General features: G+C 70.4%; 16 protein-coding genes, 1 tRNA gene and 2 pseudogenes. 10 read left to right on the plus strand and 9 right to left on the minus strand.

Translation table 11 applies throughout. From position 1 onward, the window contains the following. Window positions 1-6 precede the first annotated feature (6 nt). Both PUR26_RS25600 and PUR26_RS25605 read left to right on the plus strand, forming a co-directional pair. On the plus strand, window positions 7-3201 hold the full coding sequence (locus PUR26_RS25600; RefSeq protein ID WP_329875466.1) for a tetratricopeptide repeat protein: 3195 nt from the start codon (window positions 7-9) through the stop codon (window positions 3199-3201). A gap of 130 nt (window positions 3202-3331) precedes the next feature. Beyond that, complete coding sequence (locus PUR26_RS25605; RefSeq protein WP_329875468.1) at window positions 3332-4450, plus strand: ADP-ribosylglycohydrolase family protein; 1119 nt, start codon at window positions 3332-3334, stop codon at window positions 4448-4450. Window positions 4451-4454: 4 nt separating this feature from the next. On the opposite strand, the gene PUR26_RS25610 is transcribed toward PUR26_RS25605, so the two are convergent. The 4 genes from PUR26_RS25610 to PUR26_RS25625 form a co-directional block, all read right to left on the minus strand. Continuing rightward, the gene (locus PUR26_RS25610; RefSeq protein WP_329875470.1) at window positions 4455-6023 is read right to left on the minus strand and encodes a sodium:solute symporter family protein; all 1569 of its coding nucleotides are present in this window, start codon (window positions 6021-6023) and stop codon (window positions 4455-4457) included. Window positions 6024-6565: 542 nt separating this feature from the next. Then, complete coding sequence (locus PUR26_RS25615) at window positions 6566-6766, minus strand: DUF397 domain-containing protein (RefSeq protein WP_329875472.1); 201 nt, start codon at window positions 6764-6766, stop codon at window positions 6566-6568. Window positions 6767-7041: 275 nt separating this feature from the next. Then, complete coding sequence (locus tag PUR26_RS25620; RefSeq protein ID WP_329875870.1) at window positions 7042-7899, minus strand: helix-turn-helix domain-containing protein; 858 nt, start codon at window positions 7897-7899, stop codon at window positions 7042-7044. Between the two features lie 320 nt (window positions 7900-8219). Then, on the minus strand, window positions 8220-8948 hold the full coding sequence (locus PUR26_RS25625) for a GOLPH3/VPS74 family protein (protein ID WP_329875474.1): 729 nt from the start codon (window positions 8946-8948) through the stop codon (window positions 8220-8222). 179 nt (window positions 8949-9127) lie between these two features. Here PUR26_RS25625 and PUR26_RS25630 point away from each other — a divergent pair, with 179 nt between their 5' ends. From PUR26_RS25630 to PUR26_RS25645, 4 genes are all read left to right on the plus strand, one after another. Next, complete coding sequence (locus tag PUR26_RS25630) at window positions 9128-11635, plus strand: D-alanyl-D-alanine carboxypeptidase (protein WP_329875476.1); 2508 nt, start codon at window positions 9128-9130, stop codon at window positions 11633-11635. Between the two features lie 206 nt (window positions 11636-11841). Then, window positions 11842-13575 carry an MFS transporter gene (locus PUR26_RS25635; protein WP_443077178.1) on the plus strand — a complete coding sequence of 578 codons (1734 nt, stop codon included), beginning with the start codon at window positions 11842-11844 and terminating at the stop codon, window positions 13573-13575. Window positions 13576-13616: 41 nt separating this feature from the next. Continuing rightward, entirely contained in the window at window positions 13617-14330 is a 714-nt protein-coding gene (locus PUR26_RS25640; RefSeq protein ID WP_329875478.1) for an adhesin, read from the plus strand. 316 nt (window positions 14331-14646) lie between these two features. Then, entirely contained in the window at window positions 14647-15807 is a 1161-nt protein-coding gene (locus tag PUR26_RS25645) for a hypothetical protein (RefSeq protein WP_329875480.1), read from the plus strand. 51 nt (window positions 15808-15858) lie between these two features. On the opposite strand, the gene PUR26_RS25650 is transcribed toward PUR26_RS25645, so the two are convergent. Next, window positions 15859-16593 (minus strand): HAD family hydrolase, encoded by a 735-nt coding sequence (locus tag PUR26_RS25650; protein ID WP_329875482.1) that lies wholly within the window; start codon window positions 16591-16593, stop codon window positions 15859-15861. A gap of 115 nt (window positions 16594-16708) precedes the next feature. On the opposite strand from PUR26_RS25650, the gene PUR26_RS25655 reads away from it, so the two are divergent. Together PUR26_RS25655 and PUR26_RS25660 are read left to right on the plus strand one after the other, a co-directional pair. Continuing rightward, the gene (locus PUR26_RS25655; protein WP_329875484.1) at window positions 16709-17458 is read left to right on the plus strand and encodes a dienelactone hydrolase family protein; all 750 of its coding nucleotides are present in this window, start codon (window positions 16709-16711) and stop codon (window positions 17456-17458) included. A 469-nt stretch (window positions 17459-17927) separates the two neighbouring features. Then, window positions 17928-18212 (plus strand): annotated as a pseudogene (locus PUR26_RS25660) (helix-turn-helix domain-containing protein); the annotation flags it as partial. 1144 nt (window positions 18213-19356) lie between these two features. On the opposite strand, the gene PUR26_RS25665 reads toward PUR26_RS25660, so the two are convergent. Continuing rightward, window positions 19357-20082, minus strand: coding sequence for a PaeR7I family type II restriction endonuclease (locus PUR26_RS25665; protein ID WP_030219063.1), 726 nt, complete (start codon window positions 20080-20082; stop codon window positions 19357-19359). Between the two features lie 12 nt (window positions 20083-20094). Continuing rightward, window positions 20095-21771, minus strand: coding sequence for an Eco57I restriction-modification methylase domain-containing protein (locus PUR26_RS25670; protein WP_329875487.1), 1677 nt, complete (start codon window positions 21769-21771; stop codon window positions 20095-20097). Between the two features lie 389 nt (window positions 21772-22160). Here PUR26_RS25670 and PUR26_RS25675 point away from each other — a divergent pair, with 389 nt between their 5' ends. Beyond that, on the plus strand, window positions 22161-22304 hold the full coding sequence (locus PUR26_RS25675) for a hypothetical protein (RefSeq protein ID WP_329875489.1): 144 nt from the start codon (window positions 22161-22163) through the stop codon (window positions 22302-22304). Between the two features lie 48 nt (window positions 22305-22352). Here the strand turns inward: PUR26_RS25675 and PUR26_RS25680 are convergent, their stop codons facing one another. Further along, window positions 22353-22976: a hypothetical protein gene (locus tag PUR26_RS25680; RefSeq protein ID WP_329875491.1), complete on the minus strand. Its 624-nt coding sequence runs from the start codon at window positions 22974-22976 to the stop codon at window positions 22353-22355. Between the two features lie 667 nt (window positions 22977-23643). Here PUR26_RS25680 and PUR26_RS25685 point away from each other — a divergent pair. After that, a pseudogene (locus PUR26_RS25685) lies at window positions 23644-23957 on the plus strand (tyrosine-type recombinase/integrase); the annotation flags it as partial. 852 nt (window positions 23958-24809) lie between these two features. Here PUR26_RS25685 and PUR26_RS25690 read toward each other — a convergent pair. Continuing rightward, window positions 24810-24885, minus strand: a tRNA-Arg gene (locus PUR26_RS25690). Between the last annotated feature and the right edge of the window lie 253 nt (window positions 24886-25138).

Genomic DNA, 25138 nt, shown 5'->3' on the forward strand with positions numbered 1-25138 from the left:
ACCACCATGCGGTCGGGGACGGGATCGGGGACGAGGGCGGCGCGGCCGTCGATGCAGCAGCTGATCGAGGGCCGCGCCAGGGCCGGGTTCGTCGGGCGCCGCGACGAACTGGCCCTGTACCGCGACAACCTGGCCACCGACCCGGAGGACGAACGGCACCGGTTCGTCTTCCACGTCCGCGGCAACGCGGGGGTGGGCAAGTCCACCCTCGTCCGGGAGCTCCAGGACACCGCCCGCAAGCGCGGCGCCCTCACCGCGTACGTCGACGAGGGCGTCAACAGCGTCCCCGAGGCGATGGCGGCGATCAGCGAACGCTTCGGACGGCAGGGACACCCCTTCAAGATCCTGGAGCGGATGCTCGCCACCTACCGGCAGCGGCGGTACGAGGCGGAGGCGGCGTCGGCGGCCTCCGCCGACCCGCAGGAGGCGCCCGCCCCCTCCACGGCCACGCTGGCCGCCACCCGGGCCGGGCTGATCGGCGCGGGCATGCTGCCGGTGGTCGGCGCGTTCGCCGGGGCCGTCGACCCGGACCGGGCCGCCCTCGGCGCCGACCGGCTGCGCGCCGCCCTCAGCGCCCGCTTCCGCAACCAGGAGGACGTACAGCTGGTCCTCGACCCGGTGCGGGTGCTCACCCCGGTGCTCGTCACCGAGCTGGACCGGGTGGCCGGCGAGGTGCCGTGGCTGGCGCTCTTCTTCGACACCTACGAGCGCACCGGCCCCTTCCTCGACACCTGGCTGCGCGACCTGCTCACCACCGAGCGGTACGGGGCGCTGCCCGCCAACATCGTCCTCACCCTCGCCGGGCAGAACCGCCTCGACCCGGGCTGCTGGTCCGACCACGCCGCCGCGTTCATCGAGGACCTGCCGCTGGAGCCGTTCACCGAACCCGAGACCCGGCAGCTGCTGACCGCCAAGGGCATCGTCGACGAGCGGGTCGTCCAGGACGTGCTGCGGCTCTCGGGCGGTCTGCCGGTCCTCGTCTCGACCCTCGCCGAGAACCCCGGCGAGGCCGACGCGGCCGGGGCGAGCGCCGTCGACCGCTTCCTCAAATGGGAGCCCGACCCGGGCCGGCGGGCCGTCGCCCTGGCCTGCGCCCTGCCCCGCCGCTTCAACGAGGACGTCTTCACGGCCGCCGCCGGCACCGTCGGCACCGCGTCGGTGGAGCTCTTCGGCTGGCTTCGCTCGCTGCCGTTCGTCTCCGAACGGGACGGCCACGCCCGCTACCACGACGTCGTACGCGATCCGATGCTGCGCCTCCAGCGGGCCGCCTCGCCGCACGGCTGGAGCGAGCGGCACACCCGGCTCGCCGAGGCCTTCGGGCGGTGGCGCGAACAGGCGGCCGGCGGGGTGGAGCCGGACGAGCTGTGGAAGGACGCGCACTGGCGCGAGGCGCGCGACGAGGAGCTGTACCACCTGCTGTGCGCCGAGCCCCGCACCGCGCTGGCCGCCGCCCTGCGGGACGGGGTGGACGCCTGCCACGAGGGCACGGCCGTCGCCCGCCGCTGGGCGCGCACCCTGGCGGCGGCCGGCACGGACACCGGATCGGACGCCGTGCTCCGCTGGGGCACCGACTGCCTGGAAGCCCTCGCCGACGAGGCGGACGGGCCGGTGCGGGTCCTGGACATACTGCTGGCCAGGGGCGGGCTGGACACCGACGACCGGGTGCGGGCACTCACCGCCCGCTCGTTCCACCACCGGGCCGCCGAACGGTACGACGAGTCGTTCGCCGACTGCGAGCGGGTGCTGGCCCTGGACCCCGACGGCTGGCGCGGCCACTTCGACCGGGGCATCACCCACCGGCACACCGGCGCCTGGGACGACGCCCTGGCGGACCTCGCCCGCGCCGAGGAACTCCACCCGGGCACGGCACGGATCGCCCGTGAACGGGGCGAGACGTACCGCAGGGCGGGGCGCGCCGAGGAGGCGGTCCGTGAACTGGACCGCGCGATCGCCCTCGACCCCGCCGACGCGATGGCCCTGGCCAGCCGGGCCGCCGCCCACGAGACGCTGGGCCGCACCCGGGAGGCCCTGGCGGACGTGAACCTCGCGCTCGACATCGAGCCGGACTACTGGTGGGCGCTGATCCGCCGGGCCCATGTGCTGCGCGGCACGGGCGACACCCGGCGGGCGCTGGCGGACCTCGACCGTGCCGAGGAACTCAACCCGGACGACCCGTGGATCGTCGGCGAGCGCGGCGAGGCGTACCGGAGCGCCGGACGGTACGAGGAGGCCGTCGCGGAGTACGACCGGGCGCTCGCGCTCGACCCGGAGTACGCCTGGGCCTACGGCAGCCGGGCCATGGCCCGGCAGGCCCTGGGCCGCACCGACGAGGCGCTGGCGGACCTGGGGCGGGCGCTGGAACTGCGGCCCGGCTATGTGTGGGCGCTGTTCCGGCGTTCGGAGATCCTGCGGGAGCGGGGCGACACCGAGGGCCGGCTGGCCGACCTCGAACGCGCCGCCCGCAGCGAGCCGGGCAGGCCCTGGACCATCTCGCCCCTCGCGGTCGCCTATCACGACGCCGGCCGGCCGCGGGAGGCCCGCAGGGAGCTGGACCGCGCGATCGAGGCGGACCCCTCGGCGGGCTGGGCGTATCTGCAGCGCGCCTGGATGAACCGGACGGCCGGCCGGCTGTCCGCCGCCCTCGCGGACGCCGACCGGTGCGTGGAGCTCGGCCACGGGGTCACCTGGGCCTCCCGGGAACGAGCGTTGATCCACCTCTACCGCGGCCGCCCCGACGAGGCGCTCGCGGAACTCGGCACGTACGCGCAGGACGGCGAGGACGACCGCGCGGCCGCCCTCCAGCTGCGGAGCAGGGCCCACCGCCAGGCGGGACGGCTCGACCAGGCCCTGCGCGACGCCGAACGACTGGTGTCGTTCGACCGCGAGTCCGGCGTCTTCCCGCTCGCCATGGCGGTCAGCCGGGCGGCGGGCGGGTCCGCGCCCGAGGCCGTCGAACGGTGGCGGGAGGTGGAACGGCTCGCCAAGGACCCCGAGGACCGGCTGGTCGCCGCCTGCGCCCTCGGCGACCTGCGGGCGGCCGACGCCCGGCTGCGGGACCTCCTCGACGGGAGGCCCACCTGGGACCAGCTCGCGTTCGCCGAGGACGCGCTGGCCGAACTGCTGCGGTGCCCGGGCGCGGACCCGCACCGGCTGGAGCCGTTGCTGCACCGGGTGCGCGGCGCGCGGGGCTCCCGCACGTGAACCGTGAAGACCGCTCAAAACAGTCTCGGAGGGCGTCCGCGTACATAACGTTCCGGGCCCGGATGCACCAGACCCCGTCGATTACAGTGCTGCGCCGGACGTACGTGACAGGGGACGGGAGGGGCGCACGGTGAACGCAGCGGCGGCTGTCTGGGGCCGGTCCGAGCAGCAGGACTTCCGGTCCCGGGTGCGCGGATGCCTGCTCGGCGGCGCCCTGGGCGACGCGCTGGGCGCCGGCGTCCGCGACCTGTCCGTCGAGGCGATCCGGGAGGCGCACGGGGCGGAGGGGCCGGCCGACCCCGTGCCCGCCTACGGCCGCCGGGGCGCCATCACCTCCGCCACCCAGCTCACGCTCTTCACCGTCGACGGCCTGATACGCGCCCAGGTCCGGCGGGACACCGGCGCCTGGCACCCGCCCACCGACGTCCACCGCGCCCATCTGCGCTGGGCCGCCACCCAGCGCGACTGGGGCCCCGACGAGCGGCGCAAGGACAACGGCTGGCTCGCCAACGAGGAGTGGCTGTACGCCCGCCGCGACCCGGCCAGGGCCAGCCTGACCGGTCTCGGCGACGAGACCATGGGCACGCTCGCCCAGCCGAAGAACCCGATCGCCCGGGACGCGGGCGCCGTGGTGCGGTCCGCCCCCTTCGGGCTGCTCGTCGGCTGGGAGCCGCAGCTGGTGTGCCAGCTCGCCGTCGAGTGCGCGGCCCAGACGCACGGCCACCCCACCGCCTATCTGTCGGCGGGCGCCTTCGCGGTCATCGTCCACGGCCTGGCGCGGGGGGAGTCCGTCGACGGATCGGTCCAGCGGGCGCTCGCCCAGCTGGCCTCCCGCCCCGGCCACCAGCCCGTCACGGACGCCCTGAAGCACGCCCTCGGAGCCGTACGGCAGGGCATACCGAGCCCGGCCCGTATCGCCTCCCTCGGCGACACCGACGGCGAGGCCGCCGAGGACGCCCTGGCCATCGCCGTGTACTGCACCCTCGTCGGCGAGGACGTCCGGCACGGGCTGCGTCTGGCCGTCAACCACGACGGCCCCTCCGAGGTGACCGGTGCCCTGACCGGCGCGATGCTCGGAGCCCTGCACGGGGAGACCGCCCTCCCCCCGGCCTGGCTGGCCGAACTGGAAGGGCGGTCCACGCTCCTGGAGCTGGCCGACGACTTCGCCATGGAGATGACCCAGGGGCCCGCCCTGCACGGCCCGGCCGTCTCGGCGCCCGGCTGGCTGGCCCGCTACCCGAGGGCGTGACGGCTCAGCCCCGCACGGGCGACGTGTCCCCCTTGGTTTCGCCGGGCCCGGCCGGCCCGGGAACCGCCGCGCCGCCACCGGTGCCGCTCCCGCCGTCGTCCGCGTTGATACGGGCCAGCACCTCGTCCCGCTCCGGGGTGTCCTCCGGCTTGACGAAGCCGATCACGATGTACAGCACCAGCGAGACCGCCAGCGGCGAGACGATCTGGATCTGCAGCTCGACGCCGTCCAGCCCGTAGTTGGTCAGCCAGAAGGTGAACAGACCGGCCGCCCAGGACGTCAGCGCCGCCGTCGGTCCGGACCTGCGGAACGTGCTCAGCAGACCGAGCATGAACGGGATGGCGATCGGTCCCATCAGGCCGGCCACCCACTTGATGACGACCGTGATGATGTCCTTGAACGCCGGTGAGTTGACCTGGGTCGCGACCGCCATGGACAGGCCGAGGAACGCGACGGTCGACCAGCGCGCGGCCAGCAGCCCGGCCCGGTGGGTCCAGCCGCGCGCCGCCTTGCTGAGGGCGGGCGCGATGTCCCGGGTGAAGACGGCCGCGATCGCGTTGGCGTCGGAGGAGCACATGGCCATGGTGTGCGAGAAGAAGCCGACGATGACCAGGCCCAGCAGGCCGTGCGGCAGCAGCTGCTCGGTCATCAGGGCGTACGAGTCCGAGGCGTCCGGCTTCTCGGGCTTCACCAGCAGCGGCGCGACCCACATCGGGAAGAAGAGGACCAGCGGCCACACGAACCACAGGACCGCGGACAGCCGCCCGGAGCGGGTGGCCGCGCGCGCGTCGGGCGTGGCCATGTAGCGCTGGGCCTGGTTCCACATGCCGCCGCTGTACTCGAACGTCTTGATGAAGAGGAAGGCGAGCAGGAAGGTCACCGTGTACGGTCCCGCCGTCGGCGCCGTGTGCCCCTGGAGCTCCGGGCGGTCCCACACCGTCCACAGCGCGCTGAACCCGCCGAGCTTCGACATGACGGCGACGAGCATCGCGATGCCCGCGAACAGCTGGATGATGAACTGGCCCAGCTCGGTGAGGGCGTCGGCCCACAGCCCGCCGACCGTGCAGTAGATCCCGGTGATGACACCGGTGATGAGGATGCCCTGGTTGAGCGAGATGCCGGTGAAGACGGACAACAGGGTCGCGATCGCCGCCCACTTGGCACCGACGTCCACGATCTTCAACAGGACGCCGGACCAGGCGAGCGCCTGCTGGGTCGGCAGGTTGTAGCGGTTCTTCAGGTATTCGAGCGGCGAGGCGACATGGAGCCGCGAGCGCAGCCGGTTGAGCCGGGGAGCGAAGAGGTGCGCGCCGATGGCGATACCGATGGCGATGGGGAAGGACCAGGTGACGTACGACGTGACGCCGTACGTGTAGGCGATGCCCGCGTACCCCGTGAACATCACGGCGCTGTAGCCGGACATGTGGTGCGAGATGCCCGACAGCCACCACGGCATTCTGCCGCCGGCCGTGAAGAAGTCGCTGACGTTGTCCACACGTTTGTGGGACCAGATACCGATCGCGACCATGACACCGAAGTAGCCGATGAGCACGGCCCAGTCGAGACTGTTCATGTGCCCCCTCCAGGGGTCCGCCTTGTGAACATCGGGACTCTTCGTCAGTACGGTGTCTCCCTCGCCGTTCGAGGCGTGAGAGGTACCCCCATGCAGTGCTTTCCCCGGTGCGGGAGCGGGGACTTGGGGGATTGAACCGTCTGCTCGGGCAGCCGGTCAAGGCCCTTCTTGGTCATAGATGTGAACGCAGGTCAGCAAGGCGAACGTTTTTACCTGTTCTTGACCCTCCGGGGCGTTGTTGTGGCCGGACGGCGGCCACACGATGTGGAAGTCCCCCGCCGGAGGCTGGGGGAGGGCACTTCGTCAGGCTCCCGGCATACGGAAGCGACCGCACGGGATGCGGGTCCCGTGCGGTCGAGGACATGCGAAGAAGGAAGAGGACCGAGACGGCTCAGAGGGCCGCAGGCTGCCGAGAAGGCGGCCGAGAAGGTCGAGAAGGCGGCCGAGGAGGCCGAGAGAGGCCGGGGTGGAGAAAGGGCCGAGCCCTCTCGGCCGGGACGGCGGACCAGTCGAGAGGGCTCATCGGTGAAGCGGGGGCAAGCTCAGAGGGACCCCGTGCTCACTTCACGCACGAACGCGCTCCACGACCCGGGCACGAACGTGATCGACGGCCCCGAGGGAACCTTCGAGTCGCGGACCGAGATCGCCTGGACGACCGGCGACTTGACTTCGACGCACGCGCCGTTGCCTCCGGAATAGGAGGACTTGGTCCAGGTGTCGGTGCCACCCTGAATAATTGCCATCGTTTTTCGCTCCGGTTCTGCCAGTAGGGAGTCGCACCAACCTGTCCTGCAGGCTGGCGTGATCGACGCTACTCGTCGGCATCGGCGCGCGGGACGGGCGTTCACTCGACCGGATGGCATATTCCATGCGGCCCTTCCGCTGTAAGCGGGCCCCGGTGTATCGTCCCGGCCTTTCCTTTCAAGGCACGGCCGAATGCCTGCCTCTCAGGGCAAATTCGGCCATTGGGATAGGGGCGCGAAGCAGGGGCGGAAACGGCCGCGGATCCACCGTCGGCTCAGCGCGCGTACTCCTTGGCGATGTCCGCGACGAACTGCCGGGTCTGATCCACGTTCAGCGCCTGGGCGCGCAGATGCTCGTACATCACGCTGTACCGCTGGACGTCGTGGGCCTTCTCCAGATAGAGGTCGCTCGTGACGCCCTCGATGTAGACGACCGACGAGTCGGAGGTGTCGGGGAACTCCAGCACCGCGTAGTGCCCGCTGATGCCCGGATGGGCGCCCATGTCGAACGGCAGCACCTGGACCGTGACGTGCGGCAGCTGCGACTGCTCGATCAGGTGCTCAAGCTGCTCGACCATCAGCCGCTTGTCCCCGACGACGCGGCGCAGTGCCGATTCGTCGATGACGGCCCACAGGCGCAGCGGCCGCTCGGTGTCCTTGATGCGCTCCTGGCGGCGGGCACGGACGCTCACGCGCTTCTCGATGTCGGCCGGCGAGGACTCCGGCAGGGCGCCGGAGATCAGCGCCTCCGCGTACTGCCGCGTCTGGAGGAGGCCGGGCACCACCTGCGGTTCGTAGACCCGCAGCGAGGCGGCGTCCGTCTCCAGTCCGATGTAGACGCTGTACGGGATGTCGCCGAACGCGTGCCACCAGCCCTGCTGACGGGAGTCCTTGGCCATCTGCATCAGCGAATCGACGATGCGGTGGTCCTCGACCTCGTACACCCCGCACAGATCGCGCACATCGCGTTGGCTGATGGAGCGGCGGCCGTTCTCCAGCCGACTGATCTTCGACTGCGAGACGAGCAGGCGCTCCGCCACCTCCTCCGCCGTCATGCCCTTGAGCTCGCGCAGCCGGCGCAGCTCCTGGCCCAATCTGCGTCGCCTGACGGTGGGGTTGACGTTGGACGCCACGGGAAACTGCACCTCCGGCTGCGTAGCGGTAGCTCGTTGCTCTGCGTATCTACTGCTCAGCAGACTGCCACCAAAGCGCCGACCGCGCTGGAAAACGGCCACACGCGTGCATACGTGCGAACGCGCGGGGCGGCCCATGGGGCCTGCCCCGCGCGTCCACGCGGCTCCCGAACCGGGTCTGGGGGACGTCGGTGCGGCGGACGCGCGGCCGTACCGGGGGCGCTGGTCGCCGACCGGTACTCCCCGCGCGTGTGGTGCCGGGTGTGTGCCCGTGGTGCTGTTCGGTGGTGCTCGGTGCTCGGTGCTCGGTGCTTTTGTCCTCAGTGCGCGGCGACGCGGGCCATGGCCCCGCTGTGCGACGCGGACTGCATCGGTGCGGGCGCCTGGCGGCCGCCGCCCGGTGCCGGGTTGCGGCGGGGCTGTGCGCCCACACCGTTCTGGACGTCCATCACGGCGTGCGCCACGAGGCCGCCCATGGGGTCGTGCCTGATCAGGTCCCGGAGCCGGGAGCGCGATGAACGCCCCTCGTTGCCGGGGTAGAGGTGCTTGCCGAGACCGACCGCGTGGGCCAGGGCGGCGAGCGCCGCGGTCCGCGGGTCCGGCGGTACGCCGGTGCGGATCGCACTGTCCAGCCGGGCCCTGATCTCCCGGCTGATGGCCGTGTCCGTCGCCTGGTAGCGAGTCGTCGGCAGCACTCCGCACATCTGGCCCTCGACGGCATGCACCATGCCGCACCGTTCCAGATGCGAGAGATACGTCTGGCGCAGCCCCAGGCGGGGCCCGCCGATCCAGTGGACGGCCCGCACCGGGCTGCCGCGTCTGCGCAGCAGTTCCAGCGCGGAGTCCAATGTCGGATCTCCGGTCGGCCGTGGCATCACCACGGCGATACGATCCCCGTCTGGGGCTATCCGTCCTGCCAGAGCCAGCTCCACTAGCTGTGCTCCGGCCAGGCCGAGGTCGAGCGACTGCGGCTGCGCTGTGGTACCCGTGGTCGGGTCCAGAGCGAGCAGCAGAAGCTCCTCCGGAATAGTTCTGCGGCTCCTGCCCATCCATGCCTCCCCGCGTGGATGAATGACAGGGTGACCCCTCTCACATTCATCTGTCGAGAGCGCCTGGGTGCTTCGTACGGGAACCGGCAGGTATGTCGTTCTCGTCTAGCACGGGAGCCACGTGCTCACACAGGACACTGGTAGATGGTTCGGACAACGCTTTGTTTGAAGGAGGCACGGTGGCGGGCGAGTCCCCCGACAACTCGGAGCAGCAGAAGACGCCGGGGGAGACGGCTTCGGGCGATCGCGATCCGCGGCTTGCCGTGTTCGGTGACGAGCGGTCGTCGGACGGGGGCGGCGCCGTGCGCGTGGACCAGCCCACGGCCGTCTTCAAGACGGTTCAGCGCGCCTCGGAGCGGGACGAGGGCGATTCGGCCCCGCCGGAGGGCGACGCCCGCCTGCGGGCCGCTGTGGCGGCCTGGGTGGCCAACGAGGGCGACGGTGAGGGCGAGGCCGGCGAGGCGTCCGGGCGTGACGTTTCTTCCGCTCCGGAGTCCGGGCCCGGGCCCGGGTCCGCTTCCGAGCCCCGGTCCGCCTCCGCTCCCAGGCCCAGGTCCGGGACGGCGTCCGGGTCCCCCGTGACGGCGGATGCCGACACGCCGAAGGACGTATCCGGCGATAAGGGCGACAAGTCGGGCAATTCCGGCAAGTCTGATGACGTGTCGGACAAGGTGCTCGATTCCACCGAAGCGGACGCCTCCGGTGTCTCCGCAGCTTCCGCCGCTTCGGATGACGCGGCCGGCGAGGCTGCCGAGCCGGACGCGTCGGACGCGTCGGATGGGCCGGACGCGTCGGACAAGCGTGATGACGGCGACAGGTCCGGCGAGGACGGGATGTCCCGCGAGGCCGGTGAGGCCGAGGAGCCGGGCGCGCCCGCAGCGGCTGACGACGCGGACGACACGGCCGGGCAGGACACCGCTGACGAGCCCGCCGAGGAGCCGGCCGACGCCTCCGAGCGGCCCGTGGACCAGCCCACCGCCGTCTTCAAGGCCATCCAGCGCACCCCGGTCGACCAGCCGACGACGGCGCTCAAGTTCGTCGCGCCCAAGGGTTCCGCCGCCGAGTCGTCGGCCGGCCCGTCATCGACCGGCCCGTCGGCCGCCGAGCCGTCGACCGGCCCGTCATCGACCGGCTCGTCGTCCACCGGGACGCCCGCGGGCAGGACTCCCGCCCCCGAGGCGCCCGCCGAGCGGACCAGCAAGTTCGTACCGCTGCGCGCGGACGACGTACGCCCTGCCGTCAAGCGGCCCCAGCCCGGCCCGTCGGTGCCGGCGCCGGCCCCCAAGGCGACGCCCAAGCCCGCGCCCGGGCCCGAGCCGGTGGCCGCCGCCCCGGCCGCGCCCACCCCGCCGCCCTCCCTCACCGAGGCCGAGCGGACCAAGCAGCAGCCCGTGCCGCCGCTTCCGCCGCTCGACCTGCTCGCCGAGCTGACCAACACGCCTCCCCCGCCGCAGACCCCGGTCCGCACGGCCGTCCGGCGCGTGAAGATCTGGACCCCGCTCGTCGTCCTGCTGTTGATCGTCTTTGCGACCGTGCAGTTCGTGCGGCCGCTGCCCGCGCCGGTGCTGACGCTCTCGGCGTCCCCCTCGTACACCTTCCAGGGCGGGCCGCTGTCGATGCCGTGGCCCAAGGAGGGCCAGGGCGCCGTCGAGGTCGAGGGCGTCGGGTCGATCGGGACGTACGGCGCGCAGAAGCCCGCCCCGCTCGCGAGCGTCGCCAAGACGATGACCGCCTACGTGATCCTCAAGAACCACCCGATCAAGGTGGGTGCCAAGGCCCCGCAGCTCACGATCGAGAAGCTGACCGCCGAGCAGGCGAGCAATCCCGACTGGTCGGTGGCGCCCGTCAAGGAGGGGCAGAAGTACACCCTGGAGCAGATGCTCCAGATGCTGATGATCCCGTCGGCCAACAATGTCGCCCACCAGCTCGCCCGCTGGGACGCGGGCTCCGAGGAGGCGTTCCTCAAGAAGATGAACGACGCCGCCAAGGACCTGGGCATGACGAACTCCACCTACACCGACCCCAGCGGCTTCGAGAAGACCACCGTCTCCACGCCCACCGACCAGCTGAAGCTGGCCAAGGCGGTCATGCAGTACGACGTCTTCCGCGACATCGTCGACCGGCCGAACCTGACGTTGCCCGGCATCGCGAAGCGCATGGAGAACGGCAACACCATCCTCATGAGGGACGGGGTCACCGGGATCAAGACCGGCTCGTCCACCCCGGCCGGCGGCAATCTGCTCTGGGCCGCCAACACCAAGGTCGACGGTGAGGTACGGCGGATCGTCGGCATCGTCATGGGCGCCCAGGACGCCCCAATGGTGCGGGAGAAGCTGAGGCTGGCCGTCGAGACGTACAGCTATGGCCTGATCAAGTCGGCGCAGGACGGCGTCACCTCCGCCACGGTCGTCAAGAAGGGCGATGTCGTCGGACACGTCGACGACGGCCTCGGCGGTCTGACGCCGGTCGTGGCCACCCGGGACCTCAAGGCGGTCGGCTGGCCCGGCCTCAAGGTCGATCTGCACATCGCGGCAGGTGGCAAGTCCGTCCCCCACTCCGCGCCCGCGGGAACGGTGGTCGGTGAGGCCTCGGTCGGCATCGGCACGGGCAAGGTGAGCGTGCCCGTCGCGCTCCGGACGGAGCTGGCGGAGCCGGGCCTCGGCGACAAGCTGACCCGCCTCGGCTGACGGCCGGAAAGACACCGCGGCCACCACGGGCGCCCCGGAACCCCGGGGCGCCCTCGTGTTAGCGTCCGGGCAACTGCCGGACGCCGGGACGCGTCTTCGCAGCCGGCAAGGAGCATGGGGGACGACGCAGAGAGCAGAGAGCCGCAGTGACCACCGCTGAGCCGACACGCGCCGAATGCGACCCCGGCACGGGGAAGCGAATAGGGCTGTCCCAGCCGCCCGGACTCGTCCTCCTCCGCCGGGCGGTCCCGCTCCGGCATCCGGTCACCCTGGCGACCCTGGTCGCCGCGCTCACGCACATCGTCTGGTTCCTGTTCTTCGCCAACAGCGGCGGCGACCTCGCCGCACAGGACGCCTGGGCGGAGTTCGTCGGCCGTCACCCAGACTCCGCGTACAACCTCGCCTGGTACGGCGGCATGCACCCGGTGTCGTACAGCGTCGTCTCGCCGTATCTGATGTCGCTGCTCGGCGTGCGGACGACGATGATGATCGCCGGTACGGTGTCGGCCGCGCTGACCGCGCTGATCCTCGTCCGGGTCCGGGCCGTCCGCAATCCGCTGGCCTGCTCGCTCGCCGGCGTGTTCGCGTTCCTGTGCAACGCGCTGTCCGGCCGGGTCACCTTCGGCCTCGGCATGATGTTCGCCCTGGGCGCGGTGGCGGCCGTGTTCTGCTGGCCGCGCCGCTGGCGTGCCCACCGCAGGGCCAAGGCGGCGGTCGCCGCGCCGCTCGCCGGACTCGCCACCGCCGCCAGTCCCGTGGCCGGACTGTTCCTCGGCGTCGCGGCGGCCGCCCTCTTCCTCAACCGGCGCCGGCCAGGCGCCTACGCCCTCGGCCTCGCGCCGGTCCTCGTCGTGGCCCTGTCGTCCTGGCTGTTCCCCTTCTCGGGTACACAGCCGATGTCGCTGGCCTCGACGACGCTGCCGTTCCTCTTCGGCGTCGCCGTCCTCGTCCTCGTACCGCGGGACTGGCGCACGGTCCGCACCGGCGCGGCCGTGTACTCCCTCGGAACGCTGCTGACCTGGCTGATCGACTCGCAGATCGGGTCGAACGTGTCACGGCTGCCGATGCTGTTCGCCGGAGTGGTGCTGCTCGCGGCGCTGCCGTACACCGTGCCGCGCTCGCTCAAGTGGTACGCCGTCCTCATCGCGTTCGTGTCGCTGAACGGCTGGATCGGCTTCAAGAGCGCCGACGACATCATCCGTACCGCGCCGGACGCCTCCTGGGCGCGGGAGGCCGCGCCGCTGATCAACCAGCTCCAGCAGCTCGGCGCCGAGAAGGCCCGGGTCGAGGTCGTCCCGGCACGCAGCCACCGGGAGGCCTCGGCGCTCGCGCCCTACATCAACCTGGCCCGCGGCTGGAACCGCCAGGCGGACATGGAGCGCAACCCCCTCTTCTACGACGACACCCTCAACGCCGCCAACTACCGCGACTGGCTCAACCGCTGGGCCGTCCACTACGTGGTGCTGCCCCAGGGCGAACCGGACACCGGCGCCGAGCAGGAGGCGGAGCTCGTCCGCGACGGCCAGCCCTACCTCAAGCCCGTCTGGTCCGACGCCAACTGGCGGCTCATGTCGGTGGTCGACCCGACGCCCCTGGCCGATCCGCCGGCGACGGTGGACCGCGCGGGCGCGGGCGAGGTGCGGATCCGGGTACGGACGGCGGGCCGGGTCCTGATCCGCGTGCCGTACTCCCCCTGGCTGGCGCTCCTGGACGACGAGGGCAAGAAGGTGGAGCCGCCCCAGGAGACGGAGGCGTCCAAGGAGCGGGACGAGGGCCCGAAGGACTTCACGAACGCACAGGGCTGCCTGCTGAAGGCCGAGGCGGACGCGGAGGGCGACGAGTGGACGGAGCTCCTCGCGCCGAAGGCGGGCGTGTACCGGCTCGCCGCGCCGTACAAGATCTTCCCGCGCGGTACCACCTGTCCCGAGGAACTGCGCTGACCCTCCCTGCTACCGGGAGTATCCCTGCATAGTGGTCCGCTATGGCAAGCGAGCGACTTCCTCGTACGCGAAGGACCGTGCTGGTGGCCGGAGTCGTGGCGGCCCTGGGCTGCCTGACGGCGGCCCTGTCCCTGGTCGGCGGTTCCGGCGGGACGCCGGCCGCGCAGGACGAGGACGACGGGCCGCCACGGGGGCTCCCGTCCCGCATCGCCCCCACGGCCGCCCCCGGGGCGCCCTCGTTCACGGTGTGGGCCGGCCCCGGCTGCACGAGCGGCCGCTACAGCGAGCAGAACCGCTTCAGGAACGGCTTCGCCGGCTGGTACACCGTCAGGTCCGGAGGGTTCCGGGACACGTCCTGCGACGGAAGCTACACGGCCGTCCCGATGTCCGGCAGCCCGGACCGGGACGGCCGGAACAGCGCCACCTGGTCCTGGTCGGTCGGCGAGGACTACGACCGCTGCGCGCTGGCGGTTTTCGTGCCGAAGGGCCCGCGCGACATCGATGTCGCGGGCAACCCGACGGTCTACCGGATCCTGTCCGACCCGAAGGACCCCGCCTCGGCGTACGCCACCTTCGGCGTCCGCCAGCCCGCCCATCGCGGCACCCTGGTCGAGGTCGGCACCTATCCGGTCCGCTCCGCCGTCTTCACGGTCCGGCTCGTCGACCGGGGCCGCGACTGGGGCGACTCCTCCCTGTCGGGCGCCCACCACGCGGCGGCCCAGCTGCGGCTGTCCTGCGAACCGGGGGAGGGGTGAGCGGAAGGACCGGGGAGGGTGAGCGGAGGGACCGGGGAGGGAGAGCGGAGGGACCGGGGAGGGTGAGCGGAGGGACCGGGGAGGGAGAGCGGAGGGACCGGGGAGGGAGAGGACGGGGCCCGGCGGGACCGGCGGCGGAGAGAGAAGGAGCCCAGAGCGGGGGAGCGGAGGAGGGCGGGGAACACGCCGGTGACACGCGGTTGATCCGTGCGGCATTCCGCTCCCACCACACTGGACACGTCAGTCCGTGGAACCGGCGTCCGACCCATGCCGTCACGGGCAGGGACCACAGCTCCCGAGCCACCACGGAGGCGGAGTGCTGCACAAGGCGCTGGTCGTGACGGCCATCCTCTTCCTCGCGTTCCTGCGCGGCCCCGGCACCGCCGTGGCACTGCCGGCGGAGGTCATCCTCGTGTCGAACGACGTGGTGGCCGCGCGCAGCGAGAACGGCACGACGACGTTCTCGGTCGTGCTCCTCAACCTGACCGACGAGCCCATCAACGTGACCATCGAACCCCCGGCCTCGGCCGCCGGGTGCGGGACGGTGGGAGGGCCGCCGAACATTCTGAAGGGCCTGCGGCAGCAGAGCTTCCAGATCGGGATGCGGGGCTGCCGCGCGGCCGACGCACAGGACACCTTCATGGTGAAGGTCAAGGCGGGATCGGCGGCGTTCGACGTGACCGTCGTGACCGCGTCCGTCGCCGCCCAGCCCCCGCCGCAGTCCGGCGTCCAGCCGCAGTGGGACCTGCTGTGGGCCTTCTTCTGGGCGCCCTTCGCCGCACTCCTCCCGGTCGTCTACGCGTTCGCCCGGTGGGAGGGCGGATCCCAGCTCGACTGGCGGACCGAACTGCGGTACATCAAGGACGGCTGGTCCTTCAAGGACTCGTGGGCCAGCAACGTCACCGTGGTCGCGGCGGGCTTCTCCGGCGTCTTCGGTGCCACCGGCGTGCTGAACGCCCTGGGCGACAGCGGCGGCGCGGTCCTCTCACTGGTGACCGTCGCGGGCGCCATCTCGCTGGGCCTGACGGGGGCCGCGCCCCTCCTCGTCCAGTTCACCCGCAGGAACGGGTTCGTCACCCCACTGGGCCTGGGGCTGGGCGCACTCGTGACCCTGTCGGCCACGGGAGGCCAGCTGGCCGTGATCGTCGGCGGGGCCCGGAGTCTGGACCTGGGCGGCTTCGAGGACCGGGGGCTGACCCTGCTGGGGGTGGCCGGAGCCGTGCTCCTGCTGGGCTACGCCGGCCAGTCGCTGCGCCAGAACCTCGTCATCGGTGCCACGGACCCGTCGGTCCTGGCCTCCCCGGCGGCGATGCGCAGACTGTCGGCCGATCTGGAGAGGGCGGCCGGAGCGATCGAGGAGGACGCGAGGAAGAGGGGGAAGGCCGCGCCCGAGCCGGGCGCCGAGCCCCTGCCCGAGTACCTGCGCCACCTCGGGGCGGCCGCGGGCGGCGACCCGAGGCCCTCCGCGCTCCTCTGAGACACGGGCTCCTCTGAGACACGGGCCCGGGGACGTGCCCGCGGGGCCGGGTCAGCCGGGGTGCCGGGGCCGGACCGCGTCCGCGAGGGCGGCCATGGAGGCCGTGACCGATTCCGCCCCCGCTGAGGTCAGGGCTTCGAGCTTGCGCGGCTCGTCGGCGAAACCGATGGCGGCGCTGCCGACCGCGTGGGCGGCCTCGACGTCCGCCACGGAGGCGCCGACCAGCGCGCACAGGGTGACGTCGACGCCGAGGAGCCCCGCGGCCGTGATGAGCGCGTACGGATTGGGCCGCATCAGGTCGGGCTGGCGGGCCACCCGTCCCACCACCTCCAGCACATGCGGGGACAGGTCGTACCGGTCGAGGAACGCGTGGACGCAGTCGGCGGAGTGGTCGCTCACCACCGCGATCTTCAGCCCCGCCGCCCGTACCGCCTCCAGCGCCGCGACCGCGCCCGGCGTCGGCCCGCCCGCCGCCCCTACCGCCTCGACCTCGGCGGCGGTGAGGGCCCGCTCCGCCTCCAGCCCGAGTTCCGGGTCGGCGGCGTGGACGAGGCGCAGGACTTCGAGGGGGTCGTCCACCCCGGTCAGCTCGGTACCGAGCGCCGGACGCCTCTCCGCCGAGACCCGTGCGAGCGCCCGGGCGACCCGCGGTGCGGGGTGCGCGGCGAAGACGTCGCAGAGAGGCCCGTCGAAGTCGAACAGCACGGCGGCCGCGCCGGCCAGGACATCGGCCAGGGAGCCGGCCGGGGTGTCGGCCGGGGTGCCGGCCAGGTTGTCAGTGCCCATTCCGATCAGGTGCCCGTCCCGCGGCTGCTCAGACCTCCTCCGCGCGGGTTGTCCGCGAGCCGGCGCCCTGATCGATCACGGTGGCGCGTCGATCCCCGCTGTTACGGTTCCCGCCATGCCCACCAAGACACTGCGGATACCCACCCCGGACGGCCAGGCCGACGCGTTCGCCGCCTTCCCCGACGGTGGCGGGCGGCACCCCGGGGTGCTGATGTACATGGACGCCTTCGGTACGCGGCCCGTGCTGCGGGAGATGGCCCGCGAACTGGCCCGGCACGGGTACTACGTGCTCGTCCCCAACCTCTACTACCGGCACGGCCCGGAGCCGGTGATCGAACTCCCCGAGCACATCGGAGAAGAGATCCGGCCCGCGGTCTTCGACCGGCTGATGCCCCTGTTCACGGCGCACACCACCGAACGTGCCCTGCGCGACGCCGACGCCTACCTCGGGTTCCTCACCGCCCAGCCCGAGGTCGGCGCCGGACCGGTCGCCGTGACCGGCTACTGCATGGGCGGGGCCCTGGCGATGCGCACCGCGGCGGCCCACCCCGACAAGGTGGCCGCCGTCGCCGGATTCCACCCCAGTACGCTGGTCACCGACGCTCCCGACAGCCCGCACCGCGTCTTCCCCAGGATCACCGCACAGGTGCACCTCGGCCTCGCCGAAGGCGACATGACGCCCGAGAGCAGCAGCGAGCTCAGCCGGGCCCTGGACGCCGCGGGTGTCGGCCACACCGCCGAGATCTACCCCGGTACCGTCCACGGCTTCACCATGGCCGACACCGACGCCTTCGACCCCTCGGGCCTGCAGCGCCACTGGGACCGCCTGATCCCCCTCCTCGACCGCACCCTGGCCGACCGCTGAGACCCCGGCCCCCCGGCCCGCGAACCGCACCTGAGGTACGGCGCCCGGGGGGCCTCCCCCCGTCCGCCTGTCGGGAGGGGGGCTCGGTTTGGTGCTGTTCGGTGCTGTCGCTCAGCGGTGCGGCTCACGCGGCCTCGTCCGGCTCGATCGCTGCTCGTCGTGCCGGCCGTCAACGGCGCTGATACGGTCCACCGCCGCGTGCTGTTCGTCGTCCCGCACGGCGCCGTGCTCCTCTTCGAGGCGGTCGGCCAACCCGCGCTCGGGAACTCCGCTTCGAATGGGACGGCGATGCCGTGCGTATCCCGTACTGGCTCGCGCCAGGACAGCGGATCGCGCTGCTGACGGACTTCCGCAGGACGAGGATGCGTGAAGCTGCGGAAGTCGAGCGGGCACACCAGGCTCAGAACGTCTGCGAGGCCGAGCATGGCCATGCCCAGACACGTACGAGCGGCGAGCGCAAGGAAAGCTGATGAATCACAGCGCGTGGAGGACGCGCCGGGCCCGACAGCTTGCGGGTGGGACGGTGGAGCACGACCAGGAATACGTCGATGCGCGGCTGGCCGGCGATCTCGGGCAGGCGGTCCACCGCCGTCGGATCGAACTCGGACTTTCCCAGGCGGAGCCGGCAGAGCGGGCTGGAATGACTCAGCCCCAGGTCTCCCGGATGGAGGGCGACGACACCGTTCCGACCCTCCCGCTGCTGCGGCGCCTGGCCAAGGTCCTGGAGGGCACATCGCACCTGACCATCGACGAAGCGAAGATCGTCCTCCGATGGCTTGCGTCCTGTTTGCGCGGCCCACGCACGCTCGACGTGAGAAAGCAGCACCTTCAGCGCCTTTTCCTCGTCCACCTTGCGCCAGGTCCCCGCAGCCGCCAGAGACGTCGGCAGCGTTGCGAGCCGGTCTACGACGCTGGTGAGTGCGGAGCGGACCAGACGCGACGCACTCCCGTCTGTCACGATCACCAGCCTGTCTCGCGCTTCCTCGATTCCTCGGTCACCCGTCCCGGCCAGGTACTGTGCGACAGCCTGGTCCACGGCGGCCCCGAGGTCCGTGTTCGCCGCTGCGCGTAGCTCCAGGCCGTTCTTCGACTGGATGAAGACACGGCCGCCCGCGTCGGTCAGCACGCCGACATCGTCCATCTGCTCAGCCGTCTGCAGGCCGACGGCTGAGACGCGGGCCTTCGGGACCCAGTCTTCCTTCGGCAGGGGTTCCCGTGCCAAGGCATGCGCTGCCAGCCACGCGAACAGCCAGGGCTCTACCCCTACTCCACGCGCGGCCCCCGCACCGCCGGAAGACGAACGATTAGTCATGCCGCCAGTGTCGCAAGCCCCGCTGACACAATCGAAGCTTTGGCGGTGATCCAGTTGACGAAACGGCCAGCATCTTTGGGGCCGTTGGGTGCGTAAACGGCGGGGGCTTGGCGGGAGGTGTATGGGCAGGGCAGGGAAATCGGATCCGTGCTGGGCGGTCCAAATAGTGCCGCGGGGTGCTGTTCTCCCTCATCGGCATTGTGCGGCACGGTGCCGCGTCCTGAAGTTGATGCCTGGGCTGGCCCGTCCGCCTCACGCACTGCGCACGCACGGCACCTTGCCTACTAGCCGTTTCGGAGACCGTATCGACGAGGTTGCAGGCGCGGGCCGGTCAGCACATGCGGGACTCACCCGCTGAACCCTGGTCTGTACCGCTCGTTCACCCGCCTGCGTCGACCTGAGGGCAGAGCGGCGCTGCTGGTAGCCGACGGGTACATCCAGGCTGCCGGCAGACCCGAACGCTCTCGTTTCTCTGAGGTGCCTGCCACAAGGTGTGTCAGAACAGGCCAGGGTGCTCGGTACACAGCGCGGCCAGGCTGGCGATGCCCAGGCCGGACCGCGTCGCCAACGTCCTCGGGCACCGCACTTACCCGGGGATGTCGAGGTCCTTCAGGTACGTGAGGCGGGCGTTTATTGCTGCGGAGAAGTGACGCCAGTCGAGGCTCTCGACCAGTTCGATCGGCTTCGGGTTCTCAGCCGAGGACGTGACGTAGCACGCGGCGTCGTAGAGCTGTTCGCCCATGAGCCTCTCGCAGAAGATCCCGAACCGGTCCTGATACGACGTGTTGTGCCAGATCTCATCTGCGGGAAGGGCGCCCTTGGCCGTCTTGACCGGCCTCCGGGATCCTTCACCATCCTGCATGATGAAGAAGTAGCCCAGCCAGGGCTTCTCCTTCGGGTACAGCTCGGCAAGGGCTGCCCGGCGCAGGTCTACGGCGCTACCCAGCGCCTCCTCGACCCTGTTGTTGTAGTTGTTGCCGTACGACGGCCCGCCCAGTGCCTTCAGCTCGAACGCCGCCACGAGAACGTTCTTGTGGACGACCACGAGATCCCACTGTTTCTGCGGCCGGTAGTAGCCGGGCAGTTCAAGGCCCTGTGACTTGGTGACGCGGATACTCTCTGGCGGGTACCCAGCGTCGAGGAAGAACTTTGAGAGCAGCACGGCGATGGCGTCGAAGTGCTTGCCGCCTCGTACGGCACCTGCCGTGCCCGCTCCCACAGCGGCCTTGATCGCCGACTGCTCTCTCTGAAGTTCCTTGGCGCCCCAGTACGCCGCGATGGCGTCTTCGAAGTCTTGGCGGGTGACCGTCAAGATTCGTTCCTCCTAGTCAGGCAGCTCGGCGAGCCCGTAGACACGCAAAGCGGCCTCGGTGGCGGCCTCCACATCCCGCTTGTTGAAGGCTTCGGCGAGAGCGGCCTGGTCGCTTTCGCTGATCGTCGCCGGGTCTGGAACGCGGATCTTCCGGAGGTACTGGGCTTGGAAGCGGAGGGTTCCCCCGCGCATCTTGACCGCGTATGCCTCCACGAACGCTTCCGCGACCTTGGACAGCAGCAGGCCACCGAGTACGCGCATGTCCCAGACGTCCGAGACGATGAAGTACAGGTTGTGGTGAGGGTACAGGCCGCCTTGATCAAGGACAGGGTGGATCCGCAGCTTCATGTCCGGAAACAGCAGCTTCTGGCGACGGGTGAGCTGGTGGTCGACCTTGTCGATGGTCTTGTACCAGCGCTGAGGCTGCTTGACCGCGACGTATCGCTTGCGCAGGGCCTCGCCGTGCTTCTCGAAGTAGGAGGCGAGGCGCGGATAGGCGTCGAGGTCGACCAGGTCGCCGCTGGCCGTCCAGGGATTGACCAGGTACATACCGTCCCAGTCGATCGTGCCGCTGGTGGTGTCGCGGACCATGGCCATGGGGAGCAATCGTTCCTCTTCGACCAGGTCCTTCTCCTTGGTGAGAAAGATCTTGTCTGCGCCGGTCGCGATGCCGATCCCAACCTTCGTTCCCGTCTCGGCGTCCTCAAGGAGCCGGAACCGCTCGGTGAGGTCTTCAAGGACGGCGAGCCTGGCCGGTGAAGCGGCCGGCCACGAATCCTCCTCCGGGAACCAATGAGGCATGCGAGCAGCTTGATGGGAAGCCGTGACGACCGTCGACGGCTCGCCCTCCAGGTACCAGTCGGCAAAGATCCGCGCCTCTTTCGCTCCGAAGGACCGGTTCGTGTCTGCGGCCACCGCCGCACCTTGGGGCTTGTTCGAGATGAGCGTGATCGCGGGATAGGCCGAAACCTGCTCGTCGAAGGCGTCGACATCGTGCATCACGAGGGCGAGGTCCATGCTGAAGTGCTTGGTCACCAGCTGCCTCAGCCGTCGGCCGTACTGGTTCCGCATCCAGCGGTCGGCGCAGATGAAGCCCAGCTGGCCGCCTCGGTTGAGGCTCCGCAAGGCCACCTCGTAGAAGCCGATGTAGATGTCGGCTCGGCCACCCATCGTGGAGCAGGCAGACCGGTAGGCGGCCATCCGGTCGTCGGGAACGTCTTCGAGCCGGATGTACGGAGGGTTACCCACGACGTAGTCGGCGCGATGCTCGGCGTCCGACTGGAGAAGGTAGTCGCCCTGCTTCACCCACGCGGTGGCGATCTTCCTTGCGTCCTCCGCCGCCCAGCCCTCTTCTTGCAGCGCTGCCGTGACCAGAGCCTGGCTTTGCTCCACGTTGCAGCCCAGCAGGTCGAAGGCGCGAACGGCGTCGATCGCATCGATGATGGGGCGCTGATGCGCATGGCATGACGCACTGATCCGAGACGCGATCACGGTCAGGAACGCGCCACCGCCGCAGGCCGGCTCCACGAGCCTCAAATCGCAGAGGTCCCTATCTGCCGTATAGCCGAGAAGGTCCAGGATGAGCTCGACCACCCAGGCGCGCGTGAATACCTCACCGTGCTCCACGGCCTCCTGCAGAGACTCGGGAAGGGAGAGGTCGTCGGTGCTGAACAGCGCGATAGTTGCCACGCAAGGACAGTACCGCCCGGCCCTCCTCAAGCCCGACCTCTATCCACAGGGTGTAGTTAGGTAATAACAGATCCGACAACCTGTGTTCGTCGGATCACGAGGGCGTCGGGTCTGTAGGGGCCGATGGGGACCGTGCAGGTCCGGCGATTCGGCGCGGACAGCAAAGATCAGCTCCTCCCACTAAAGGGTGACCGGCTGCCTTTCGCCCGCGCGCCTGTGCCGCCTGGAGAACCATCATTCAAGTGGGAAATGAACCAGAAATGATCGGATCGGGGAATGGGCCGAGGCGGCGCTACACGTACCCCGAGGCGGCGGAGATCCTTCGAGTCAAGGAACGGTGGCTTCGGGAGAACATCAAGCGACTTCCGCATTCAAGGAAGGGCATCACCGTGACGTTCTCCGAGGCCGATCTCGACTCGATCGACGCGATGTTTCACCCCCAACCTGCTGTGCCCGTGGTTCCCACTCTCCCGCAGGGGACCCACCCGCTCACCAGCATCAAGCCGACCGGCTCCCGGAGGCGCCAGCAGTAGCAGCGGAGCGCCGGAAACGTGATCGCCTCGCCAGGCGCCTCAGTCCAGTCAGCGGCTGGACTGAGGCGAGGGCATGCAGTCTTCGGTGCTGTCAGACCGCATCAGGCAGAGCCCGGAGGCGGTCGCGAAATTCGCCCACGGCCGGCACCGTGGAGAGTGAGGTTCGAGGTAGTTGCTGAACTTCGTCAGCCGGACGTACGCCCGGTCGGACTGGACGCGGTTCTCCAGCAGCTCCAGGCCGACGTTGGCAGCGTCCAGAGCGCCGTCCAGCTCCCGAGCGGCCAGCCGTGCCGTCACGAGGAGACCGGAACGCACCGCCCGGTCGCGCGGGAGTGCCTGATCCACCGCGACCGCGAGGGCGCTGGTGGCTCGCTCGGGGAAGCCGGAACGCAGCATGATCTTGCCCTCGGTCGACTTCAGCTGGGCCCCGCCGTACCAGCCGAGCCAGTCGGGGCGGTCGCCTTCGCGGTGGGTGCCCCACAGGTCGTACGCTCGGTTGAGGGACTTGCCGGCCGCCTCATGCTGGGTGTCTCGGGACAGGGCTTCGGCCTGGTGGAGATAGAGGTACGAGGTCGCCGCAGGCGCGATGGCCGACGGAGCGTTGCCGATGGCGTTGTCGATCAGCTTCACGCGCGCGGCCGTGTCGCCCGAGTCGGAGATGCGGACCCCCATCTCGGCCAGGATGAAGGCGCCAAAGCCGTCGTCCTTCGCACTGTGAGTGGGATCGAATCCGTGCCAGGCGGTTCCAGACCATGCCGTGCGGTGCTGTTCTGCCTGATCAGCGCCGCGCGGCTCGGCGCCTGATCCTGCGCGTGACGCCTGGTGCTGCCTCGTCCGCTCACACGTGGAGTGGCCGCCTGCCCGAGGTCTCCAAGCATCCGAGTCGTGGCGCTCATGGCCTTGTGCCCCCGGGCGGGAGGGTGGAGGGCAGTCCCTTCACATAGCATCACAAGCGAGAGCACCGGGGGGCCATGGAGCTGCTAATGCAGTCGGCGAGACGGGGCGCACTGGGCGGCGCGAAGAATGAGGCAGGTGCCACCCACCGGGCCGGCATTGCGGCGTTGCTCGTCACATACGGGCTGCTCGGAGAGCCGGTGCCCTGGCTGGAGTCCCCCTCTGTACCGACGACGCTGCGCATGGAAGCAGATCTTCACGTCGACGACGTCGTGCTCGATCTCAGCGACGGTACGTGTGCATTCATTCAGCAAAACTGTCTGGAGCCGACAAAGCATTCAAGGACACCGTTGATCATGTGCAGGGCAATCGATTCAGGGGAGCAACAGGAGGTGGTGCTTTTAAGCAGCGCGAGATGTTCGCGGCGGTCGGCGTCGCCTGCTCCGAGGACGGCCCAGTCTTCGCCACCAGGAACGGCCGGACGGTGGAGCCGCGGAACGTCTACCTAGCGTTCACCCGCGTCGCGGCCGACGCCGGACTTCGTGTGGTCCGGCTGCACGATGCCCGGCACGGGTGCGGCACGGGTGCGCCACCTTGCTGACCGCCGCCGGCGTCGCTCCCCGGGTCATCATGGAGATCCTCGGCCACAGCCAGATCAGCATCACGATGGACGTGTACACGCACGTCGTACACGACACCCAGCGGGAGGCGATCAGCCACATGGACCGCCTGCTCAGGCGCCGCCGACCGGCCGCCTAACGACGGCAATTCAGCGGCCGTTATTGCGGTTTTGGACTCCGCCCGATTCTGACTCTCCCAGTAACCTAGCAGCAGCCCGCCCGGGTTGAACCGGGCGGGCTGCTGCGCTCTGCTCATCTAGTGCTCATGAGCCACGCAGACAGACTTACTGTCAGTGGTGTAGCAGCACTGGTGCCTCGGTTCGGGCCCGCCTTCCGCCTCAACCCACTGGGAACCGTCCCACGCGTGAGTCGGAGAGGTGAAAATGATGTCCATTTTTCCGTCTGGGGCGATGCCTTGTTCGCGCCCCATCCCGCGCTGCTCCAGGTACTTGACGGGATCTGCAACCAGCGCGGCCAGGTCCTCGGGGGGAACGTCGTAATGGAAGAGGGGGGCGTCTCCTTCCATCCCAGGGACTCCAGGGCCCGCCAGTTGCACCACATTTGAAACTGGATAGTCGTTGGCCATCAACTTTCTCCCGCCTTCTCCGGCTGGCGGCTGCGCATATCTAGAGCCGCCTCACATCGGCACCTTATGATCGAAATCACCGCACAGTTCTCATTGGGTGCAGAGTGTTGCTGAAGGTGAGGCAAGTGGAGGAATGTGGGATTCAGGGCCGCGTGATTCGCTGACGCACGCATGCGGGGGAAGGGCCTGGTTGGCTCATGCGATAGTGCTCGGGCTGCCGTCAGGTCATAGCTCCAAGCGGTACGCCGACCTGTATGCCCAGCAGCGAACAGCCACGCGCCGCCGCGCCCGCCCACAGCCAAGCATGATCTGGCACCCTCCGCCAGGACACGGCCTGAGAGGCGACTGCCGTCAAATGATGCCGTCAAAAAGGCCCGGACCATGATGGGTCCGGGCCGTTTTGCCTGGTGCCCCCGGCAGGATTCGAACCTGCGACACCCGCTTTAGGAGAGCGGTGCTCTATCCCCTGAGCTACGGAGGCGTGGGCCGTCGTGCTGGGCAGCCCAGGACAGGGTAGCGGATGTGTGCGCTGCGCATCCGGTGGGTCGGGGCATGCGGGGCGGCGCGGGTGTCGCGGGTGCAGCGGGGAGGGTGTGATGGATGGCTGATACATGAATCTTGACGGCTCGGCGCGTGAGGCATAGCGTCGGCCGAGGGACTGAGCAAGCGCTTAGGAAGAGGGTCTCGTGCCGCACACCGATCCGATCGCCGCGCTGACCGCGCCGGGGGCTCCG

It is taken from the genome of Streptomyces sp. SP18CS02 (assembly GCF_036322365.1).
Classification (GTDB): domain Bacteria; phylum Actinomycetota; class Actinomycetes; order Streptomycetales; family Streptomycetaceae; genus Streptomyces.